General features: G+C 69.8%; 14 protein-coding genes and 1 riboswitch. Of the genes, 6 read left to right on the top strand and 8 right to left on the bottom strand.

Features of this window, described 5'->3' with window-relative positions; translation table 11 throughout:
* Nucleotides 1-3: 3 nt before the first annotated feature.
* A riboswitch (cobalamin riboswitch) is annotated at nucleotides 4-239 on the top strand.
* 109 nt (nucleotides 240-348) lie between these two features.
* Genes cobA through AP428_RS05835 form a run of 4 tightly spaced genes read left to right on the top strand, consistent with a single transcriptional unit; the run spans nucleotide 349 to nucleotide 3,482 of the window.
* Nucleotides 349-1,158: a uroporphyrinogen-III C-methyltransferase gene (gene cobA / locus AP428_RS05850; protein ID WP_011545389.1), complete on the top strand. Its 810-nt coding sequence runs from the start codon at nucleotides 349-351 to the stop codon at nucleotides 1,156-1,158.
* Nucleotides 1,155-1,532, top strand: a complete 378-nt coding sequence (locus AP428_RS05845) for a cobalamin biosynthesis protein (RefSeq protein WP_011545388.1) — start codon at nucleotides 1,155-1,157, stop codon at nucleotides 1,530-1,532. The genes cobA and AP428_RS05845 overlap by 4 nt, the downstream gene beginning before the upstream one ends.
* Before the next feature lie 34 nt (nucleotides 1,533-1,566).
* Nucleotides 1,567-2,169, top strand: a complete 603-nt coding sequence (cobO, locus tag AP428_RS05840; RefSeq protein WP_011545387.1) for a cob(I)yrinic acid a,c-diamide adenosyltransferase — start codon at nucleotides 1,567-1,569, stop codon at nucleotides 2,167-2,169.
* Nucleotides 2,170-2,171: 2 nt separating this feature from the next.
* Nucleotides 2,172-3,482, top strand: coding sequence for a cobyrinate a,c-diamide synthase (locus AP428_RS05835; RefSeq protein ID WP_054927824.1), 1,311 nt, complete (start codon nucleotides 2,172-2,174; stop codon nucleotides 3,480-3,482).
* Nucleotides 3,483-3,533: 51 nt separating this feature from the next.
* On the opposite strand, the gene AP428_RS05830 is transcribed toward AP428_RS05835, so the two are convergent.
* Entirely contained in the window at nucleotides 3,534-3,821 is a 288-nt protein-coding gene (locus tag AP428_RS05830) for a type II toxin-antitoxin system ParD family antitoxin (protein WP_011545385.1), read from the bottom strand.
* Between the two features lie 124 nt (nucleotides 3,822-3,945).
* A complete protein-coding gene (locus AP428_RS05825; RefSeq protein ID WP_011545384.1) occupies nucleotides 3,946-5,109 on the bottom strand; it encodes a M20 aminoacylase family protein in 1,164 nt (387 codons plus the stop codon).
* 352 nt (nucleotides 5,110-5,461) lie between these two features.
* Here AP428_RS05825 and AP428_RS05820 point away from each other — a divergent pair, with 352 nt between their 5' ends.
* A complete protein-coding gene (locus AP428_RS05820) occupies nucleotides 5,462-6,532 on the top strand; it encodes a type IV toxin-antitoxin system AbiEi family antitoxin (RefSeq protein ID WP_011545383.1) in 1,071 nt (356 codons plus the stop codon).
* Nucleotides 6,501-7,406, top strand: coding sequence for a nucleotidyl transferase AbiEii/AbiGii toxin family protein (locus AP428_RS05815; RefSeq protein ID WP_011694282.1), 906 nt, complete (start codon nucleotides 6,501-6,503; stop codon nucleotides 7,404-7,406). The genes AP428_RS05820 and AP428_RS05815 overlap by 32 nt, the downstream gene beginning before the upstream one ends.
* A 129-nt stretch (nucleotides 7,407-7,535) precedes the next feature.
* On the opposite strand, the gene AP428_RS05810 is transcribed toward AP428_RS05815, so the two are convergent.
* From AP428_RS05810 to AP428_RS05785, 6 genes are all read right to left on the bottom strand, one after another.
* Nucleotides 7,536-8,552 (bottom strand): GNAT family N-acetyltransferase, encoded by a 1,017-nt coding sequence (locus AP428_RS05810; RefSeq protein WP_011545381.1) that lies wholly within the window; start codon nucleotides 8,550-8,552, stop codon nucleotides 7,536-7,538.
* Complete coding sequence (locus AP428_RS05805) at nucleotides 8,552-9,391, bottom strand: formyltransferase family protein (RefSeq protein ID WP_054927823.1); 840 nt, start codon at nucleotides 9,389-9,391, stop codon at nucleotides 8,552-8,554. The genes AP428_RS05810 and AP428_RS05805 overlap by 1 nt, the downstream gene beginning before the upstream one ends.
* An 87-nt stretch (nucleotides 9,392-9,478) precedes the next feature.
* Nucleotides 9,479-11,743: a TonB-dependent siderophore receptor gene (locus tag AP428_RS05800; RefSeq protein ID WP_054927822.1), complete on the bottom strand. Its 2,265-nt coding sequence runs from the start codon at nucleotides 11,741-11,743 to the stop codon at nucleotides 9,479-9,481.
* Nucleotides 11,744-11,765: 22 nt separating this feature from the next.
* On the bottom strand, nucleotides 11,766-13,142 hold the full coding sequence (locus tag AP428_RS05795) for a lysine N(6)-hydroxylase/L-ornithine N(5)-oxygenase family protein (protein ID WP_054927821.1): 1,377 nt from the start codon (nucleotides 13,140-13,142) through the stop codon (nucleotides 11,766-11,768).
* 32 nt (nucleotides 13,143-13,174) lie between these two features.
* Nucleotides 13,175-14,206: a GNAT family N-acetyltransferase gene (locus AP428_RS05790; RefSeq protein WP_054927820.1), complete on the bottom strand. Its 1,032-nt coding sequence runs from the start codon at nucleotides 14,204-14,206 to the stop codon at nucleotides 13,175-13,177.
* Nucleotides 14,196-18,606, bottom strand: a 4,411-nt coding sequence (locus tag AP428_RS05785; protein ID WP_054927819.1) for a non-ribosomal peptide synthetase, incomplete at its 5' end; no start/stop codon positions are given. The genes AP428_RS05785 and AP428_RS05790, both read right to left, overlap by 11 nt.

Here is an 18,606-nt window from a genome sequence, read left to right as displayed (position 1 = left end):
GCTATCGTATGCGCCGCGTTCGGTGCTCGCATGCGCATTCCGCGCATGCAGTTAAACGGGAAACAGGAGGCGGATTGCCGCCCGGCCTGTGCTGTCCCCGCAACGGTACGCCGCCCGCGCAACGCACTTCTACGCGCTGCGCCCAGGCCGCCCGCGATGCCACTGCCCTTCGACCGGCGGGAAGGCTGCGGCCTGGCAAGCGGCCAGCCCGGATACCGGCCGACGCAAGGGGCGAGCGCGCTGCTCGCCGAACGCCCGATCCGCGGGGGACGGATCGGGTGCGCATTCCACCCGCGCTCGCGCGGGTTTCGCCCGATCCGCCATGCACTGCCTGCCCGCCGGCCGCCGATGTGCCGCCCGCCTTCCCTGTTCCACTGTTTCGACACGGTGCGCGCCGTGCCGCGCGCGATGAGCCGCGCCTGGCTCGTCGGCGCCGGTCCCGGCGACGCCGATCTGTTGACCCTCAAGGCCGTGCGCGCGATCGGCGCGGCCGACGTGCTGCTCGTCGACGATCTCGTGAACCCCGACGTGCTGCGCCATGCGCGCGCCGATGCGCTGATCGAGCACGTCGGCAAGCGTGGCGGCCATGCGTCGACGCCGCAGGAGGCGATCGTCGCCGCGATGCTCGCGCACCTGCGCGCGGGCCGCAGCGTCGCGCGGCTCAAGGGCGGCGATCCGTTCGTGTTCGGCCGCGGCGGCGAGGAACTGGTCGCGCTCGGCGCGGCGGGCTTTCCGGTGGAAGTCGTCAACGGCATCACCGCGGGCATCGCCGCGCCGGCCGCGCTCGGCATCCCGGTCACACACCGCGGCGACGCGCAGGGCGTGATCTTCGTCACGGGCCACGGCGCGGGGGCCGACGAGCCGGACTGGCGCGCGCTCGCGGCCACCCGCATGACGATCGTGATCTACATGGGCATCCGTCGGCTCGACGCGATTGCCGCGGCGCTGCGCGATGGCGGCCTGCCCGACGACACGCCATGCGCGGCGATCGAGAACGCCACGCGAGCCGAACAGCGCCACGTACTCGCGACGCTCGAGACGCTCGTCGCGCGCGTCGGTGACGCCGGTATCGGTTCACCGGCGATCGTCGTGATCGGCCGCGTCGCGGCGCTCGCCGACGATCCGGCGGTGCGCGCCGCGCTCGGCGGCCACGCATGATGCGCGTCGCGCTCGGCGTCGGCTTCCGCGCGGGCGTCACGGCTGCGCAACTCGATGCCGCGATCCGCGCCGCGCTCGCGCGCTACCCGGCCGCCGAACCGGCGCTCGTCGCGACGCTCGCCGACAAGGCATGCGCCCGTGCGCTGCGCACGCTGTGCGCGCGCCGTGGCTGGCCGCTCGTCGCGTTCGAGGCGGCGCAACTCGCGAGCCGTCCGGAACTGGCCGCGAGCGGCCCGTCCGACGCCGCGCTGGCCCGCTTCGGCGTCGCGGGCGTGGCCGAGCCGTGCGCGCAACTCGCCGCGCCGCATGGCCGGCTGCTCGGCCCCAAATCCATCCTGGGCGGCGTGACGGTCGCGCTCGCCGGCCCGCTCTGAACCCAATGTTTCGCTTTCGACAGGACGATTCCCGATGAAGACCGATTCCGAATCCCATCAGCGGATGGCCGAACGCCGCCGCGCCGGCCACGAGAAGAAGCAGGCCGCCGCCACTCAGGAAAAAGGCCTGCTGATCGTCCATACCGGTAACGGCAAGGGCAAGAGCACGGCCGCGTTCGGGATGGCCGTGCGCGTGCTCGGCCACGGCATGCGGCTCGGTGTCGTGCAGTTCATCAAGGGGGCGCTGCATACGTCCGAGCGTGACTTCCTCGGCGCGGTCGCGGAATGCGATTTCGTGACGATGGGCGACGGCTATACGTGGAACACGCAGAACCGCGACGCCGACATCGCGACCGCGCGCAAGGGCTGGGACGAGGCGCGCCGGATGATCGACAGCGGCGACTACCGGATGGTGATCCTCGACGAGTTGAACACCGTGCTGAAGTACGAATACCTGCCGCTCGACGAAGTGCTCGCGACGCTCGTCGCGCGTCCGGAGTCGGTGCACGTCGTCGTCACCGGGCGGCATGCGCCCGATGCGCTGATCGATGCGGCCGATCTCGTCACCGAAATGCGGCTCGTCAAGCATCCGTACAAGGAGCAAGGCGTGAAGGCGCAGCGCGGCGTGGAGTTCTGAGCATGCCGGCCTGCCCCGCGCTGTTCGTCAGCGCGCCCGCGTCCGGCCAGGGCAAGACGTCGGTCACGGTCGGCCTCGCGCGGCTGCACCGGCGGCTCGGCCGCCGCGTGCGCGTGTTCAAGACCGGGCCCGATTTTCTCGATCCGATGCTGCTCGAACGCGCGAGCGGCGCACCCGTGCACGCGCTCGACCTCGGGATGGTCGGCGAGGCCGGTTGCCGCGCGCTGCTCGCCGAAGCCGCGCGCGACGCGGACCTGATCCTGATCGAAGGCGTGATGGGCTTGTTCGACGGCACGCCGAGCAGCGCCGATCTCGCGGCCGCGTTCGGCGTGCCGGTCGTCGCGGTGATTTCGGCGAAGGCGATGGCGCAGACGTTCGCGGCGATCGCGTTCGGGCTCGCGCGGTTTCGGCCGGGGTTGCCGTTTCACGGCGTGCTGGCCAACCGCGTCGGCTCGGCACGGCACGCGGAATTGCTGCAACAGGCGTTGCCCGACGATCTTCGCTGGCTCGGCCACGTGCCGGCCGATGCGGGTATCGCGCTGCCGGAGCGGCATCTCGGCCTGCATCAGCCGGCCGATATCGACGATCTCGACGCGCGGCTCGATCGCGCGGCCGATGTGCTCGCGCAGACGGCACTGGCCGAATTGCCGCCGGCCGTCGCGTTCGCGGAGCCGGACGTTGCCGCGCCGTTGCCGCGCGCGCTTGCCGGCAAGCGGATCGCGGTGGCGCGCGATGCGGCGTTTTCGTTCATCTATCCGGCGAATCTCGCGTTGCTGGGCGCGCTCGGTGCGCAGTTGCGGTTCTTTTCGCCGCTTGCCGACGAACCCGTGCCTGACGATTGCGACGCGCTGTTTTTGCCGGGCGGCTATCCGGAACTGCATGCGGCGACGCTGGCCGCGAATGCCGCGACCGCACGGACGATTCGCGCGCATGCGGCAGTCGGCCGGCCGATCGTCGCGGAATGCGGGGGGATGGTGTATCTGTGCGAATCGCTGACCGACGTGGATGGGTCGACGACACCGATGCTCGGCCTGCTGCCGGGGCATGCGACGATGCAACGCCGGTTCGCGGCGCTCGGCATGCAGCAGCTCGATACTGGCACGGGACCGATGCGCGGTCATACGTTTCATTATTCGCGGCTGGATACGCCGCTCGTGCCGGTCGCGACCGCCGCGCGGCCCGATGGCTCGGAGGGCGGCGGCGAAGCCGTTTATCGCGTGGGCGCGATCGTCGCGACGTACATGCACATGTACTGGCCGTCGAATCCGGATCTGGTCGTGGCTTTGTTCGGTGGGGAAGTGTTCGAGACATGAGCGGCCAGCTTGCCGAGCGGCCGACCTTCGACGGTACGACGCCAACGATCTTCAGGATTCGGGGCAGGAATCGCGTGACCAGACGTGACCGGCCTTAGCCGCAACGCGTTGCGCCCGCATGCGGGCCAGGAAGGTTTCTCCGTCGAACGTATTGGGATGACCTGAGGCCTCCCCGGCGTCCAGCGCGTCCTGCAACGCGCGCACCTGCGCGTTGCGTGATTCGAGCAGCCGCAATCTCGCTCGCATGGTGTCGCTGCCGGAGCATCGCTCCGACAGCCCGTCGGCGTCGACGTACTCGGCAACGTGATCGTCTTGGGAAACAGGCGCCTTTCTCGACATGGTTCACTTCGTTTGGTTTGAACACGATGGGCATATACCAAATACCAAGGCAAGGTACATGCCGTCTGTCATGGTTGGGAGCGGATTGTGAATTCCCGGCTCCAACCTCACGCCGCATCCTCCGTCACACCAGAAACGCCTCAGTTAACTTCACCCAATACGACGCGCCGGTCGGCAGCGCCGCGTCGTTGAAGTCGTAGCCGGGGTTGTGCACCATGCAGCCGCCCTCCCCGTCGCCGTTGCCGATGATCAGGTAGCAGCCCGGCCGTTTCTCGAGCAGGAACGCGAAATCCTCGCTGCCGGTGAGCGGCACCATGCCGTCGATCAGATTGGCTTCGCCGACCCATTCACGGGCCACGCCGCGCGCGAACGCCGTCATCTCCGCATCGTTCACGAGCACTGGGTAGCGGCGCTGGTAGTCGATCGTCGCGGTCGCGCCGAACACGGCCGCCTGCGTATGGACGACCTCCTTGATGCGCGTTTCGAGCAAGTCGCGCACGTCGGGCTTCAGCGCGCGCACCGACAGGCGCATCTGCGCGCGATCGGGAATCACGTTCGGCGCTTCGCCCGCATGGATCGCACCGACCGTGATGATCGCCATGTCGAGCGGCGACACGTTGCGCGACACGATGGTCTGCAGCGCCAGCACGATCTGCGCGCATACGACGACCGGATCGATCGCGCGGTGCGGCACCGCGCCGTGGCCGCCGCGACCCTGCACGTCGATGACGACGGTATCCGACGACGCCATGAACGAGCCCGGCAGGAAACCGAATTTGCCGGTCGGGAAGCCCGGCATGTTGTGCATCGCGAAGATCGCGTCACACGGAAATTGCTCGAACAGCCCTTCGTCGAGCATCTTCTTGGCGCCGCCGAGCCCTTCCTCGGCCGGCTGGAAGATCAGGTTCAGCGTGCCCGAGAAGCGGCGTTCGCGCGCGAGGTGCTTCGCGGCTGCGAGCAGCATCGCCGTGTGGCCGTCGTGGCCGCACGCGTGCATCTTGCCCGCGATCGTGCTCTGGTACGGCAGGCCCGTCGTTTCGTGGATCGGCAGCGCGTCCATGTCGGCGCGCAGACCGAGGCGCCGCTTGCCGTCGCCCACTTTCAACTGGGCGACGACGCCGGTGCCGCCGAGCCCGCGATGCACGGTGTAGCCCCACGACTGCAACTGCTCGGCGACGAGGTCGCTCGTCGCGAATTCCTCGAAACCCAGCTCGGGGTGGGCATGGATGCGGTGCCGGATCTCGATCATTTCGTCGGCGAGGCCGGCGGGAATCACGCTGTACGTCACGGTGTCGTCTCCTGTGTGCTGTGAGTATGCGGGCAAGGATAGTCCGACGAACGGCAACCGGATAGACAGAAAGTCGTCACGATGGCAACTGGCGATTGCCAGTCGATCGCACGGGCGGAGGCGAAGCGCGGCTGCCGGGATGGCTATCCCGTCCGGACGACTGCCGCGAGCGAGAGGCACGCCCGACACTGTGTGTTAAGGCTCGATTTTCACGTGGAGGTTATCGTTGGCGTCAGCTCAACGTTCCAAAATAATTCCTTTTCATCAAAGGGTTGAGAGCATTTGTTCATTTTTTGACGGTTGTACATTTTTTGTGTACGCTGACAAAACAGTGAACAAGCGATCCTCCGTGATGCCGGCGAACGTCCCCCTCCCCCTATCGGAACAGCATGTGCTCGACGAGGCCTGTGCCGCGTTCGGACGCTCGACCCGGCGCTTCGCTGCGCGGCCCGTGCGTGTGCCGGCGGCGTACCAGGCGCGCGCCGACGCAATGATCCGCTTCGACATCGCCGGGCAGAGCTTCGAGATGCCGGCGGCCGTGAGCGTCGGCGTCGAATCGCTGCAGGCTGCGCTGGCGGCGCTGCGTCGCCGCGGCGGCACGTCGGCGCCGGGCGAGCGGCCACTTATGCTGGTCGCGCCTTATTTTTCTGCCGAACTGGCCGCCCGCCTGATCGAGCACGACATCCCGTTTCTCGATACCGCCGGCAATGCGAGCCTGATCCAGCCGGAGGCCACCCTGATGATCGCCGGCCGGCCGAAACCTGCGCGCACCCCGCGCCGTCAGGCGTCACGCGCGACCACGCCGAAGGGGCTCGCCGTGATGTTCGCGCTCGCGACGCAGCCGGGCCTCGTCGCGCAGCCGTACCGGGCGATCGCCGCCGCGTCGGGCGTCGCGCTCGGCACGGTCAACCTCGCGATGGACGACCTGATCGCGCGCGGCCTCGTCGCGCAGCGGCGCAACGGCGAACGGCTGATGCCCGACTGGCCGCGCTTCCTGCAGGAATGGGTCGCGCTGTACCCGAGCCGCCTGCGCGCGAAACTGCCGGCCCGGCGGTTTGCCGCGATCGCACCCGACTGGTGGCGCGGCTTCGATTTCGCCGCGTTCGATGCGCGGCTCGGCGGCGAAGCGGCGGCCGATCTGCTCACGCACGACCTGAAGCCGGCAGCGATCACCGTCTATACGCACGGCGCCATGTCGAATCGCCTGCTGCTGCAAGCCCGCCTGCGCCCGGACGAGCATGGCGACGTCGAGCTGCTCGAAGCGTTCTGGCCGCCGTCGCCGGCGCTCGACTGGCGCGAGCAGGATGTTCCGCTCGTGCCGCCGCTGTTGGTCTACGCGGATCTCGTCTCGTCCGGAGACAGCCGCAATCTTGCCGCCGCCGAACACATCCATGACCGATACCTCGCCCACCCGCCCGCTTGAAATCGACGCGCGCCGGCCGCTCGAGCCGGCGGCAGTCGCGCTGCTGCGGGCGGTCGGCTCGGCCTGCGCCCGGCTCGACGCGGCATTCGTCGTGGCCGGCGCGACCGCGCGCGACATCCTGATGTGGCATGTCCACGGCATCCGTCCGGTGCGTGCGACGCGGGACGTCGACGTCGCTGTGTGCGCGGTCAACTGGCCGTTTCACGAGCGGCTCGTCGATGCGCTCGTCGCGACCGGGCAATTCGCCCGCGCGCCGAAGCATCGGCAGAAACTGCTGTTCGACAGCGGCTCGCCGGGGTTTCGCACCGAACTCGATCTGGTGCCGTTCGGGCCGCTCGAAACACCGCCCGGCGAAATCGCATGGCCGCCGGGCGGCGACTTCGTGCTGAACGTGCTGGGGTTTCAGGAGGCGGTCGATACGGCGCTCGCCGTGTCGATCGGCGCCGGCATCACGGTGCCGGTGGCGAGCCTGCCGGCGCTCGCGCTGCTGAAGCTGCTCGCGTGGAAGGACCGGCGCGCGCGCCAGAACAGCGACGCATACGACCTGCTGTTCCTGCTCACGCATTTTCACGATGCGGGCAATCGCGAGCGCATCTGGGACGTTGCGCCCGACCTGATCGAACAACATGGCTTCCAGCCGGAGCTGGCGGCAGCGGCGCTGCTCGCACGCGACGCGAAGCAGATTGCGTCACCGCACACGCACGATGCGATCCGCGCACTGCTATCCGACGACGCGACTTACGCGATGCTCGGGCAGGATCTGCAGGCCCGCGCGTTCGCGCTGTTGCCCGGGGAATTCAACGACGACGCGGAACGGTATCTCGATGCGTTCCGCGGCGGCTTCCTCGCGGGTCCGCTCGTCCATCGGGCGTGACATCAGCCAGTCACGCCGTTTTCACCGTCCTGCCCGGGTCGGCTCGACGAGGAAGCTGGAATCGGCGAGCGGCTCGTTTGCAAAGGACAACCACGTCGGACGCACCGACGCCGCGCACCCCCACCCCCGTCACGGCAACCGGAAAGTGTCAAAGAACGTATCGCGCTCGATCACCGTGAGCGCCGCGCGCTTGTGCGGGAAATCGAATTCCTTCAGCGTGTAGAACCCGAGCCGGTGCATGTACGCGATGTGCCGCACGTGATCGACGCGCGGCTCGCCGACGAGCCGCTGCGTGCGCGGTTCGTCGACGAACATGTAGTGCAGCACCCCGCTCCACCACGCATGCAGCTTGCCGGCGCTCTGGAACCGCGAGTCGCCGATCAGCAGGTGCAGCCCGCGATCGTAGTCGTGCGCGTCGTAGAACGGCGCGAGGCGATCCTCCTTCGCCCAGTAGAACTCGAAATAGCCGAACGGCGTGTCGTCGAAATAGCCGATCATCGGGTGCATGTGCGGGTCGGCCAGCCGTTCGGCCAGATACGCCGCGTGCTCGTCGCGCGTGCCGCGCTGATCCCAGAAATGCGCGACACGGTCGAGGTTCATCCAGCCGCTGAAGAGGTCCGCGTGTGCGTCGATGTCGACGGTGCGCAGGCTGAACGTCATCCCGACCTGCGGCATAGGGCGCGCATAGATCTCGCCGGCCGGCGACGGCGGCCGTACCGGATGCCGATGGCCGTTCGTGATCGCGTAGCGCAGCGGCATCCCGCCCGATGCGCTCGCCTTCAGCCACGGCCGCGGGTTCTGCCAGAACGTCGTGCGCGACACCGTGAGCCGCAGCGTGTCGTCCGCGACCTGCGCGCCGTCGATCACGCCTTCACGCACCGCACGCGCGACGTACGAGGCCACGGCCGCCGCATCGGCGCCGCCGCGCGGCACCGAGATCGTCGCCGCGTCATGCCGCGTGTCGGTGTTGAACAGCGCGACGAACGTCGCGAGCAGCGCGTCCGGTGCGTCGTCGGGCCGCCATGCATCGAGCGCATGCTCGACGACGGCCGCCGCCTGCCCCTGCGCGGCGCCATCGAGCGCCGCGGCCACTTCACCTTCGACAGCGTCGGCGGCGCCGGCCGGTTTCGTCAGCGTGTCTTGCATCACAATGCTCCCGCGTCGTGGCGGTCGGCGAGGACGTGCAGCCCACGCTCGAGTGCCGGAAACAGGCTGCGCTGGAAATTGTTCCAGCGCAGTTCGAGAATCGTGTCGTCCGGCGCGATCGGCGTGTCGAGCACGTCGCAGATCACCTCGCCGGAATCGATACCGTTGTCGACGTAGTGGAACGACGCGCCCGTCATCGTCACGGGTTCGATCGACGACGTCGCGCCGGTGGCCCAGTCGACCCGCTCGCCGCGCGCGCCGTGCAGCGCGTCGAGCGTCGCCCACGCGCCGCGCCGCTGATACGGCGAATCGTCGGCCGTGATACCCGGATGGATGTTCGCGATGCGCCGATGAAAGCGCGCGCCCGGCCGCACGAGTTCGTCGAGGATCACGAGCAGCCCGTCGAGCACGACGACGTCGGCGTCGAGTTCGAGCAGGCGCTCGAGCAGGCGGCGCTCGAATGCCTGTTTGCCGGCCACGCGCTCACGCGCGTCGCGCGGCAGCCGCCGGTACGTCGACGGAATCGAACAGAACAGCGCGTCGACCGGCCGGCCCTGCACCGTCAGGCCTTCCGGCAAAATCCACGGGCGGCCCGGCGTGCGCGTGAACCCGTAATCGGCGACTTTCGCGCGGTCGGCGGGCGAGCCTTCGTCGTCGTCGACGATCACGCCCTGGAGCGTATAGCGTTCGCCGAGCGGCGAATCGTTCAGGCGCTCGACGAGGAATTCGAGCGGCGCCTTCATGTAGCGCGTGCCGCCACGATAAGCGACCGGCTGGCCGGCACGATCAGCGGCGCCGTTGCGCAGCGACTGGATGTAGACGAGATTTTTCTTCGGCATGGAGGCGTCGTGGAAAAAGCGGACGAAGGCGCCGCGGCCGGCCCGCGCCGGCCACGAAGGCCGGTCGGCGAGCCACGGCGCGCGACGTCACCAGTTGTATTTCGCGGTCGCGATCACGGTGCGGTCGGTCCCGAAAATGCAGACGTTGTTCGACTGGCAACCGCTGATGTAATGGCGGTTGAACAGGTTCGTCCCGTTCACGGCGAAGCGCCAGTTACGCGTGTCGTAATGCAGGCCCGCGTCGAACAGCGTGACGCTCGATACCGTCAGCGAGTTGTCGGCCGCACCGGCCGACGCGCTCTGGTAGCGAATGCCGCCGCCGAGGCCGAAGCCGGCGAGCGGCCCCGTGTACCACGTCCAGTCGGTCCACAGCGACGCCATCTGGCGCGGACGCGGAATGTCGACCGGCCAGTTGTTCAGCGAGACGTCGTTGGCCTGCACGTTCTTCACGTCCTGATAGACGTACGACGCGATCACCGACAGGTTGCGCGTGACCTTGCCGGTCGCGCTCAGCTCGATCCCGCGCGAGCGCACTTCGCCCGTCTGCACCGACTTCGTGCCGGTCGGGTCCTGGCTCGGCAGCGCCGACGTGAGCACGTTGGTCTGGTTGATCTGGTAGATCGCCGCGTTCAGCATCAGGTTCTTGCCGGGCGGCTGCCAGCGCAGGCCGGCTTCGATCTGCTTGCCGCGCGTCGGCTGCGGCAGCCCGCCGCCGACCAGGTTCACGCCGATCAGCGGATTGAACGACGTCGCGTAGCTGACGTACGGCGACAGCCCGTAGTCGCCCTGGTACGTGAGGCCGACGCGGCCGGTGAACGCCGTGACGTCGGCCTTCGTCGACGTACCGGCCGCGCGGTCGTCCATCCGCATGTTGACCCAGTCCTCGCGGCCGCCGAGCGTCAGCGTCCAGCGGTTCCACTTGACCTGGTCCTGCGCGTACAGGCCGAACGTGTTCATCGTCGTGTACGTGTTGGTGCGGAACGTTGCGTCGGGCGTGAACACCGCCGTCGTGACGGGCTGGTAGACCGGGTTGTAGATGTTCAGCGGCGGCGCGGCGGCGAGCCATTCGCTGTCGGTCGCGGTCTGGCGGTTGTACTGGAAGCCGAGCAGCAGCGTGTGCTGCAGCGGGCCCGTCGCGAAGCGGCCTTCGAGGTTGTTGTCGATGTCGAAGCGGCTGTAGTTCATCTGGAACACGCCGGCCCAGCGCGACACGTCGGTCGTGCTGCCTTCGACGAAGCCGTTGCCGAACACCGAGCCGTTGTCGAGCGACAGGTGCATCAGGCGCGTGTTCTGGCGGAACGTCCAGGCCGGCGTCAGGTTGCGCTCGAACTGGTAACCGACCGACCACTGCTTCTTGCGGTAGTAGTTGAAGTTGCCGTCGCCTTCGTAGATGTCCTTGTTGATCTGGCCGTTCGGGTTCGGCAGCACCGTGCCTTGCGCGGGCAGGAAGTTCGACGAGATGTCGCCCCAGTCCTGCAGGTAGGTCGCCGACAGCGTCAGCGACGTATCCGCGTCCGGGCGCCAGCGGAACGACGGCGCGAGCGCGACGCGCTGGTCGTTGTTCGGGCCCGTCAGCGCGTTGCCGTCGCGCGCGACGCCGACGAACCGGTACGCATACTTGCCGTCCGGGTCGAGCTTGTCGCCGACGTCGATCATGAACTGCTTGCGCGCGTAGTTGCCGATCTGCACGCCCGCTTCGCGCACGCGCTCGCCGTCGGCGAGCTTGGTGTGCACGTCGATGATCGCGCCCGGATCGCCCGCGCCGTACAGCACCGAGGTCGGGCCGCGCAGCACGCTGATGCTGTCGATCATGTACGGATCGACGCGCCAGCTCGCGAGGTTGATCGTGTTCGGCACCTGCAGCCCGTTCACGTAGGCGGTCGGCGTGAAGCCGCGCAGCGCCGCGTACCAGTCGGAGCGGTTGTCCGACCCGTACGACGAGAAGCCCGGCACGTAGCGCAGCGCCGCGTTCACGTCGGTGGCGCCGGTCATCTCGATCTGCTGCGCGGTGACGACGTTGATCGTCTGCGGGATCTCGTTGAGCGGCGTGTCGGTCTTGGTGCCGGTCGTGCTGCGTTTCGCAACGAGCCCGACCGTGCCGTCGCCGGCCGAGGCTGCGTTGACGGTGATCGCCGGCAGCGTGCCGTTTTGCGCGCTGGTCGACGTCGTCGCCGTCGCGCCGTTTTGCGCACTGCTGGCCGACGCCGTGGCGCCCGCGTTCACGGCCGGCGCCGTCTGGGCGTATGCGTGCCCTGCCGCCGCCGTACCGAACGCCACGCTTGCCGCGGCTGCGATCGCACGCAAACGCGTGCCTGTTGCCCACTCCATCTTCTTCTGCTCCACTTTTTTCATGCGGTCTCCGACCGCGCCTTTGTCAAAGAGCGAAAGCCATGCGGCTCGCGCTCACCCCGTTGTCCGGTCGTTTTTCATGCGTGGTCCGGGCCGCGCCTTCGTCATGCGCGGGCGCGATCCCGTCTTCGAGCGACGCGCAGATTTCGTCCGCGCGGCGCGCCAGTACCGACAGCAGCGTGTCGGACAGGCCATGGCTGTCTTCGCAGCAGCCTTGCAGGTAGATGCGCGGCGCGAAGTGCTCGGGCGTCGCGAGCAGGTAGTCGCGTGTGACGTCGCCGCGCGTGAGCGCATCGCCCAGATGCGGCGCAAGCCCTTCGAGCAGCGCCGAATGCGTGTCGCGGCGGTAGCCGGTCGCGAGCACGAGTGCATCGAAACGCTCGACGCGCGTCGCGCCGCTCATCCGGTCGCGCAGCGTCAGTTCGATACGGCCGTCGGCGGTGCGCACCGCCGCCTCGATCGCGCTGTTCGCGAGCAGCGCATGACGCGGCGTGCCGTCGATGCGCTGCAAGTACAGCATTTCGTAGATCTGCTCGATCAGCGGCCGGTCGACCACCGCGTAGTTCGTGTCGCGATAGCGTTCGAGCAGCGCGCGGCGCGCGTCATGCGGCTGCGCATAGACGACGTCGGTGAATTCGGGGCTGAAGATTTCATTGACGAACGGGCTGTCGTCGGCCGGCTTCAACGCGCCGGCACGCATCACGAGGTTCGCGTCGACGTGCGGGAAACGGCGTGCGAGGTCGATGAACACCTCGGCCGCGCTCTGCCCGGCGCCGATCACCGCGACGCGGCGGCGCTCGCCGTCGGGCGACGCGACGAGCCGGTCGATGTCGGTCAGGTACGACGACGAATGGATCACGCGGTCGCGGCCGAGCGCGGCGAACGCCTCCGGAACCGCCGGCGTGCCGCCGACGCCGACCGACAGCGCGCGCGTGACGCGCTGGCGCTCGTGGCCGGCCGCATCGCGCGACAGCACGCGCAGCGCGTCGATCCTCGCGCCGTCGCCGCGCACCGGTTCGATCCCCAGCACGGTCTCGCTGTAATGGACGCGATCGTCGAATGCGTCGGCCACCCAGCTCAGGTAGTCGTGGAATTCGACGCGGGTCGGATAGAAGTTCTTCAGGTTGACGAATTCGTTCAGCCGGCCGCGTTCGAACAGATAGTTGATGAACGTGTAGCGGCTTTTCGGATCGCGCATCGTGACGAGATCCTTCAGAAACGAAATCTGCATCCGGCAGTCGTCGAGCAGCATCCCGCGATGCCAGCCGAATTCCGGCTGACGCTCGATGAAGCAATGGGCGAGCGTGTGCGCGCCGCTGCGCTCCGCGAGGCGCACGGCCAGCGCCAGATTCGACGGCCCGAAGCCGACGCCGATCAGGTCGAATACGGTTTCTCTCTGCATGTCTCAGCTTCCTTGTCGGTGAATCCGGCCCGTCAGACGTGACGGCCGGAGAAGAACGTCTCGCGCAGCGTGCGCATCCACAACGGCTGCGCGTCGGCCAGCGCGAGACGGCGCTGCCGCGCGAAGCCATGCCGCGCGAGATGGTCGGCAACCCGCGTGTGGCCGGCCGGAACGGCACAGCCGACCGCTTCGGTACGCAGGTCGTCGAGAAACAGGTAATGCACGACGGACGGCAGCCAGCCGGCCACGCGATGCGCGCCGCGCCAGTGCGGCTCGCCGACCAGCATCCGCAGCCCGCGGTCGTAGTCGCGCGCCGCGACGTGCGGCCCGAGCGCGTCCTCCTTCAGCCAGAACGCCTCGAAATACGCGAACGGCTCGCCGTCGAAACAACCGACCAGCGGCGTCACGTGCGGATCGGTTTCCTGCGGGCCTTCCGTGCCGCGTTGTGCGGGCTGCGCGCCCGGCCAGCCGTCGCGCACGCGCGGCTCGTCGAACCAGCGGGCGAGCCGCTCGGTGTCCTCCGCCGGCTGCCAGCCGCGCAACGTGAAGCGCACGCCGAGCGCCGGCAGGTCGCGCGCATAGACGTCGCCGCGCGGTGCGGGCGGCCGGCGCGGATGACGCCGGCCGTCGGTGATGGTCGGCAGCGTCGCGCACGGCAGAGGCGGGTCGACGCGCCACAGGTCGGCCTGTTGCGCCCAGCCGTCGCGCAGGCAGCGGCCGCCGTCGGCGAGCACGCCGCTCGCGCGCAGCGCATCCAGCGCGACGGCCGGCCAGGCGGCCGGGTCGAGCCGGATGGCCGCGTGGCACGCGCTGTCCGAAAACGCCGCGGCCAGTGCGGCCAGCAGCGCGCGTCGCTGATCGGACGGCGCCGCGCGATGGTTGTAGGCGACGAGGCGCAGCGCGCCGTCGTCGCCGAGCTGCGCGCGCAGCAACTGCGCGCCGATGCCGTCGCCCTGCGCGACGCGGATTTCCACGCCGTCGCGCACGGCGAACAGGCTGTCCGCGAACGCGAGGCGATAGGTATCGAGCATCGTGAATCCGTCCGGACGCACTTCAGCCAGCATGGCGCGCCTCCTGTCCCGTTTCCGCGTGCGCATCGAGCCGCGCGCCGAGGGCCGCGAGCGTCGGTGCCGCGAACACCTCGGCCACCGTCAGCGCATGGCCGGCACGGCCGGCCGCGTCGACGAAGCGCACGACGTCGAACGACGTCGCGCCGGCTTCGAACAGGTCCGCATCGGGCTCGGGGGCGGCCGTCGCAAACGTGTCCGACCACAGCGCGGCGAGCACGGCGGCGGCATGCGACGGCGTTGCGTTCGGCCGGGTTGCGCCATTGGTGCGCACGTCGAACGCAGTGGGCTTGGCTGCTTGCGCATCCGGTGCACCGAGCGCCGCTTCCGACGCGCCGGCGAAACGCGCGACTTCGTCGTGATACAGATCGACGAGCGCCTCGACGAAATCGCGCGCGAGCAGTTCGTCCGCATACGAGAACGCGGCGCTCACGCGGCCGTCCGGATGCTCGACGACGTCCAGCTCCAGCGTGAACACGACGCGATGGCGCACGTCGTCGAATTCGGCCAGCGACAGGCCGGCCCAGTCGCGTGCGGCCGCGCCGGTCGGGCGCAGGTAGTTGAACATCACCTGGAACAGCGGATTGGCCTGCGCGGCGCGCGGCGCGCGCAGCGCGGCGACGACGTCGGCGAACGGCACGTCGGCATGCGCATACGCGGCGAGCGCCGTGTCGCGCACTTGCGCCAGCACGTCGGCGCGGCGCGCGGCCGGGTCGATCCGCGTGCGCACGACGACCGAGTTGATGAACAGGCCCAGCGCGGCACGCGCCGCGTCGCCCGTGAGTTCGCGCGTTGACGCGAGCACGCCGACCGGCTGGTCGGCCACGCCCGTCGTACGGAACAGTGCCGTGTTGAGCGCCGCGTGCAGCAGCATCGGCAGCGTCGCGTGCGAGGCCGACGCGGCGTCGCGCGCGGCGCGAATCAGCTGCGTATCGAATTCGAACGCGATGCGGGCCGCGCGCCATTGCGGCACCGCCGGCGCGTCGGCGCGCTGCGGCAACACGCGCGACGGCAGATCGGCGAGTGCATCGCGCCAGTACGCGACGCGCGCCGGATGGCACGGCGCGGGCAGCACGAGCGGTTGGGCGGCCGGTTCGACGGCTTCATCGGTCGGCGCGGCGCCGCGCTGCACGCGGGCGACATAACGGCCACGCACCGCGTCGAGCCACAGCTCGATCGATTCGCCATCCGACACGATGTGATGGATCGTCACCGACAGCACGTGATCGTCCGCCCCGAGTCCCAACACGCGGGCGCGCCACAGCGGCGCGTCGGCCGCGAGGTCGAACGGCGCGAGCGCATCCTCGTCGGTCAGCGCGGCCGCGCGGGCCAGCACATCGGCGTGCGCCGACAGGTCGATCACCGGCAGGTCGACGGCAACGTCTGCGTCGATCCGCTGGCCCGGCAGCGCGCCATCGCGGGCGACGAGCCGTGCACGCAGCGCCGGATGCACGGTTGCCGCATCCGCGAACGCGGCGCGCAGCGCATCGACATCGAGCGGGCCACGCACACGCAGCGCGACCGGAATGTTGTACGCGGCGCTGTCCGGCTGCGCGCGCCACAGGAACCACAGGCCGAGCTGCGCGGGCGACAGCGGCCACACGCCGTGCGCATCCGGTTTGGCCACCGCGACGCCCGGCGCCGTGGCGCCGGTATGTGCGGCGCGCGGCGCATCGGCCACCTGCCGCGCGTATTGCGCGAGCACGGGCGCCTCGAACAGCGCGCGCACCGGCACGTCGCGGCCGAGCCGTTCGGCCACGCGCGTCGCGACACGCACGGCGGCGAGCGAATGACCGCCGAGATCGAAGAAGTGGTCGCCGCGGCCGACCCGCTCCAGGTTCAGCACGTCGCACCAGATCGCCGCGAGCGCGGCTTCGTCGCCGTCGTGCGGCGCCTCGTACGCGCGCTCGACACGCACCGGCGCCGGCAGCCGCGCACGGTCGACCTTGCTGTTCGCGTTGCGCGGCAGCGCGTCGAGCACGATCAGTTGCGCGGGCACCATGTAATCGGGCAGCGTGCGACGCAGATGCGCGTCGAGCGTCGCGGCTTCGACCGGCTGCGCGGCCACCTGCGCTTCGGCGGTCAGCTCGACGTACGCGACGAGCTGCGCGAGCGCGCCCTGCCCGTGCACGACCGCGCAGGCCTCGCGCACCGCATCGTGCGCGGCGAGCTGCGCTTCGATTTCGCCGAGTTCGATGCGCAGGCCGCGCAGCTTCACCTGGTGATCGACGCGGCCAATGAAATCGAACACGCCGTCCGCGCGGCGCCGCACGAGGTCGCCGGTACGGTACAGTCGCGCGCCCGGCGCGCCGTACGGATCGGGCACGAAGCGCTCGGCGGTCAGCGCCGGACGGTCGAGGTAGCCGCGCGCGACGCCGATCCCCTCGCCGCCCAGGTACAGTTCGCCGATCACGCCGACCGGCAGCGGATGCAGCCGCGCGTCGAGCACGTGCGCGGTGCGCGCGCCGACCAGCGTGCCGATCGGCAGATACGCGGCGTCGCCGAGCTTCGCGAGATCGTCGCCGGGCCGGAACATCCACAGCGTCGGCGTGATGACGGTTTCGGTCGGGCCGTAGCCGTTGACCACGCGCACGTTCGGCAGCGCGCGGCGCAGCATCGCGAACGCCTCGCGCGACGTCGCCTCGCCGCCGACGGTCAGCGAACGCAGCGTCGGCGGTGCGCCGTGCGCGAGCGCCCATTCGGCGAGCTGGGCCGCGCAGCCGGGCGGCACGTAGGTCATCGTCACGCCGTCGCGGATCATCATCGCGCAGGTCTGCGCGGGCGGCCACAGCACGTCGGCCGTCACCGACACGGCGGCGCCCGACATGTATTGCGAAAACCAGCCTTCGTGCGCGCCGTCGAAATTCACCGACTGGAACAACAGGAACACGTCGTTTTCACCCGCGCCGTAGCGCTCGGCGATCGCCGCGCAATGCAGCGCGAACGACGCGTGGTCGACGATCACGCCCTTCGGCTTGCCGGTCGAACCCGACGTGTAGATCGCATACGCCGCGTGGCCGGGCAGCACGTCCGGCAGCGCGACGTGCGCGGCTTCGTCGAGTGCGTCGATTGCGTCCGCGCGCCAGATGCGCAGTTCAGGCAAGTCGGGCAGCGACGCGGCGCTCGCGGCGTCGGTCAGCACGTGCGCGATGGCCGCATCACCGACGATCTGTGCGAGCCGTTCGCGTGGATGCGCCGGATCGAGCGGCACGAACGCGGCGCCCGACTTCAGCACCGCGATCAGCGCGACGAGCAGATCGACCGAGCGCTGCAGCGCGACGCCGACGCGCATCTCGGGCCGCACGCCGGCCGCCACCAGATGGCGCGCCAAACGTGCGGCACGGGCATCGACTTCGCCGCGCGTCAATGCGCGATCGATATCGGCGACGCCGCGTGCATCGGGCCGCGCCTCTGCATGCGCGGCGATGCGTGCATGCACCGGTACGAACGGCTCGGCCTCGGTCGCGCCGGCCGGCGCGTTCCATGCGAAAAGCTGCGCGCGTTCGTCGGCAGGCAGCCAGTCGAGATCGCCGATCGGCAGATGCGGGCGCGCGAGCGCGTCGGTCAGCAGCGTGACGAAGCGCGCGGCCAGCCGCGCGATCGCATCCGCGTCGAACAGGTCGAGCGCGTAGATGAAGGCGGCGTCGAACGTGCCGTCCGGCGTCGCTTCGACGGACAGTGTCAGGTCGAACTTCGCGGACGGCGTGCCGGACGGCAGCAACGCGGCCGACGCCGCGCCGAGGGCCGGCAGCGCGCGGCGTTCGCCATACGCGGCCATCACCTGAAAGAGCGGATGGTGGCTCGCGCTGCGCGGCACGCCGAGCGCATCGACGACCTGCTCGAACGGCACGTCCTGGTGCATCTGCGCGTCGACGAGCGCGCGCTGCGTACGCGCGACCAGCGCCGAGAAATCGCCGTGCGCGGGCACGTCGACGTCGATCGCGAGCGTGTTGACGAAGAAGCCGATCAGGCCGGCGACTTCCGCGCGCTCGCGGTTCGCGGCCGGCACGCCGACGCAGATCCGTGCGTCGCCGGTCGCGCGCGCCAGCAGCACATCGAGCGCGGCGAGCAGCACCGCGAACGGCGTCGCGCCGGATGCGGCCGCGAATGCGCGCAACTGCGCACCGATACGCGCGTCGAGCGAAAACACATGACGCGCGCCGCGCGCACTGCGACGGGCCGGCCGCGCGGTCGCGCCCGGCAGCGTCAGCACGCCGCGCTGCGGATCGAGCCGTTCGCGCCAGAACGCGAGCTGACGGTCGCGCTCGCCGGCATCGAGCCAGCGGCGCTGCCACAGCGCATAATCGGCGTACTGGATCGGCAGCGGTGCGAGCGGCACCGGTTCGCCCGACGCATACGCGCGATAGAACGCCGCAAGTTCGTACAGCATCACGCCC

The sequence above is a fragment of the Burkholderia sp. E168m22 genome (assembly GCF_001319805.1).
In the GTDB taxonomy this organism is placed as follows: domain Bacteria; phylum Pseudomonadota; class Gammaproteobacteria; order Burkholderiales; family Burkholderiaceae; genus Burkholderia; species Burkholderia orbicola.
The sequence above is the reverse complement of the archived record's forward strand: the minus strand, read 5'-3'. Positions and strand labels throughout refer to the sequence as shown.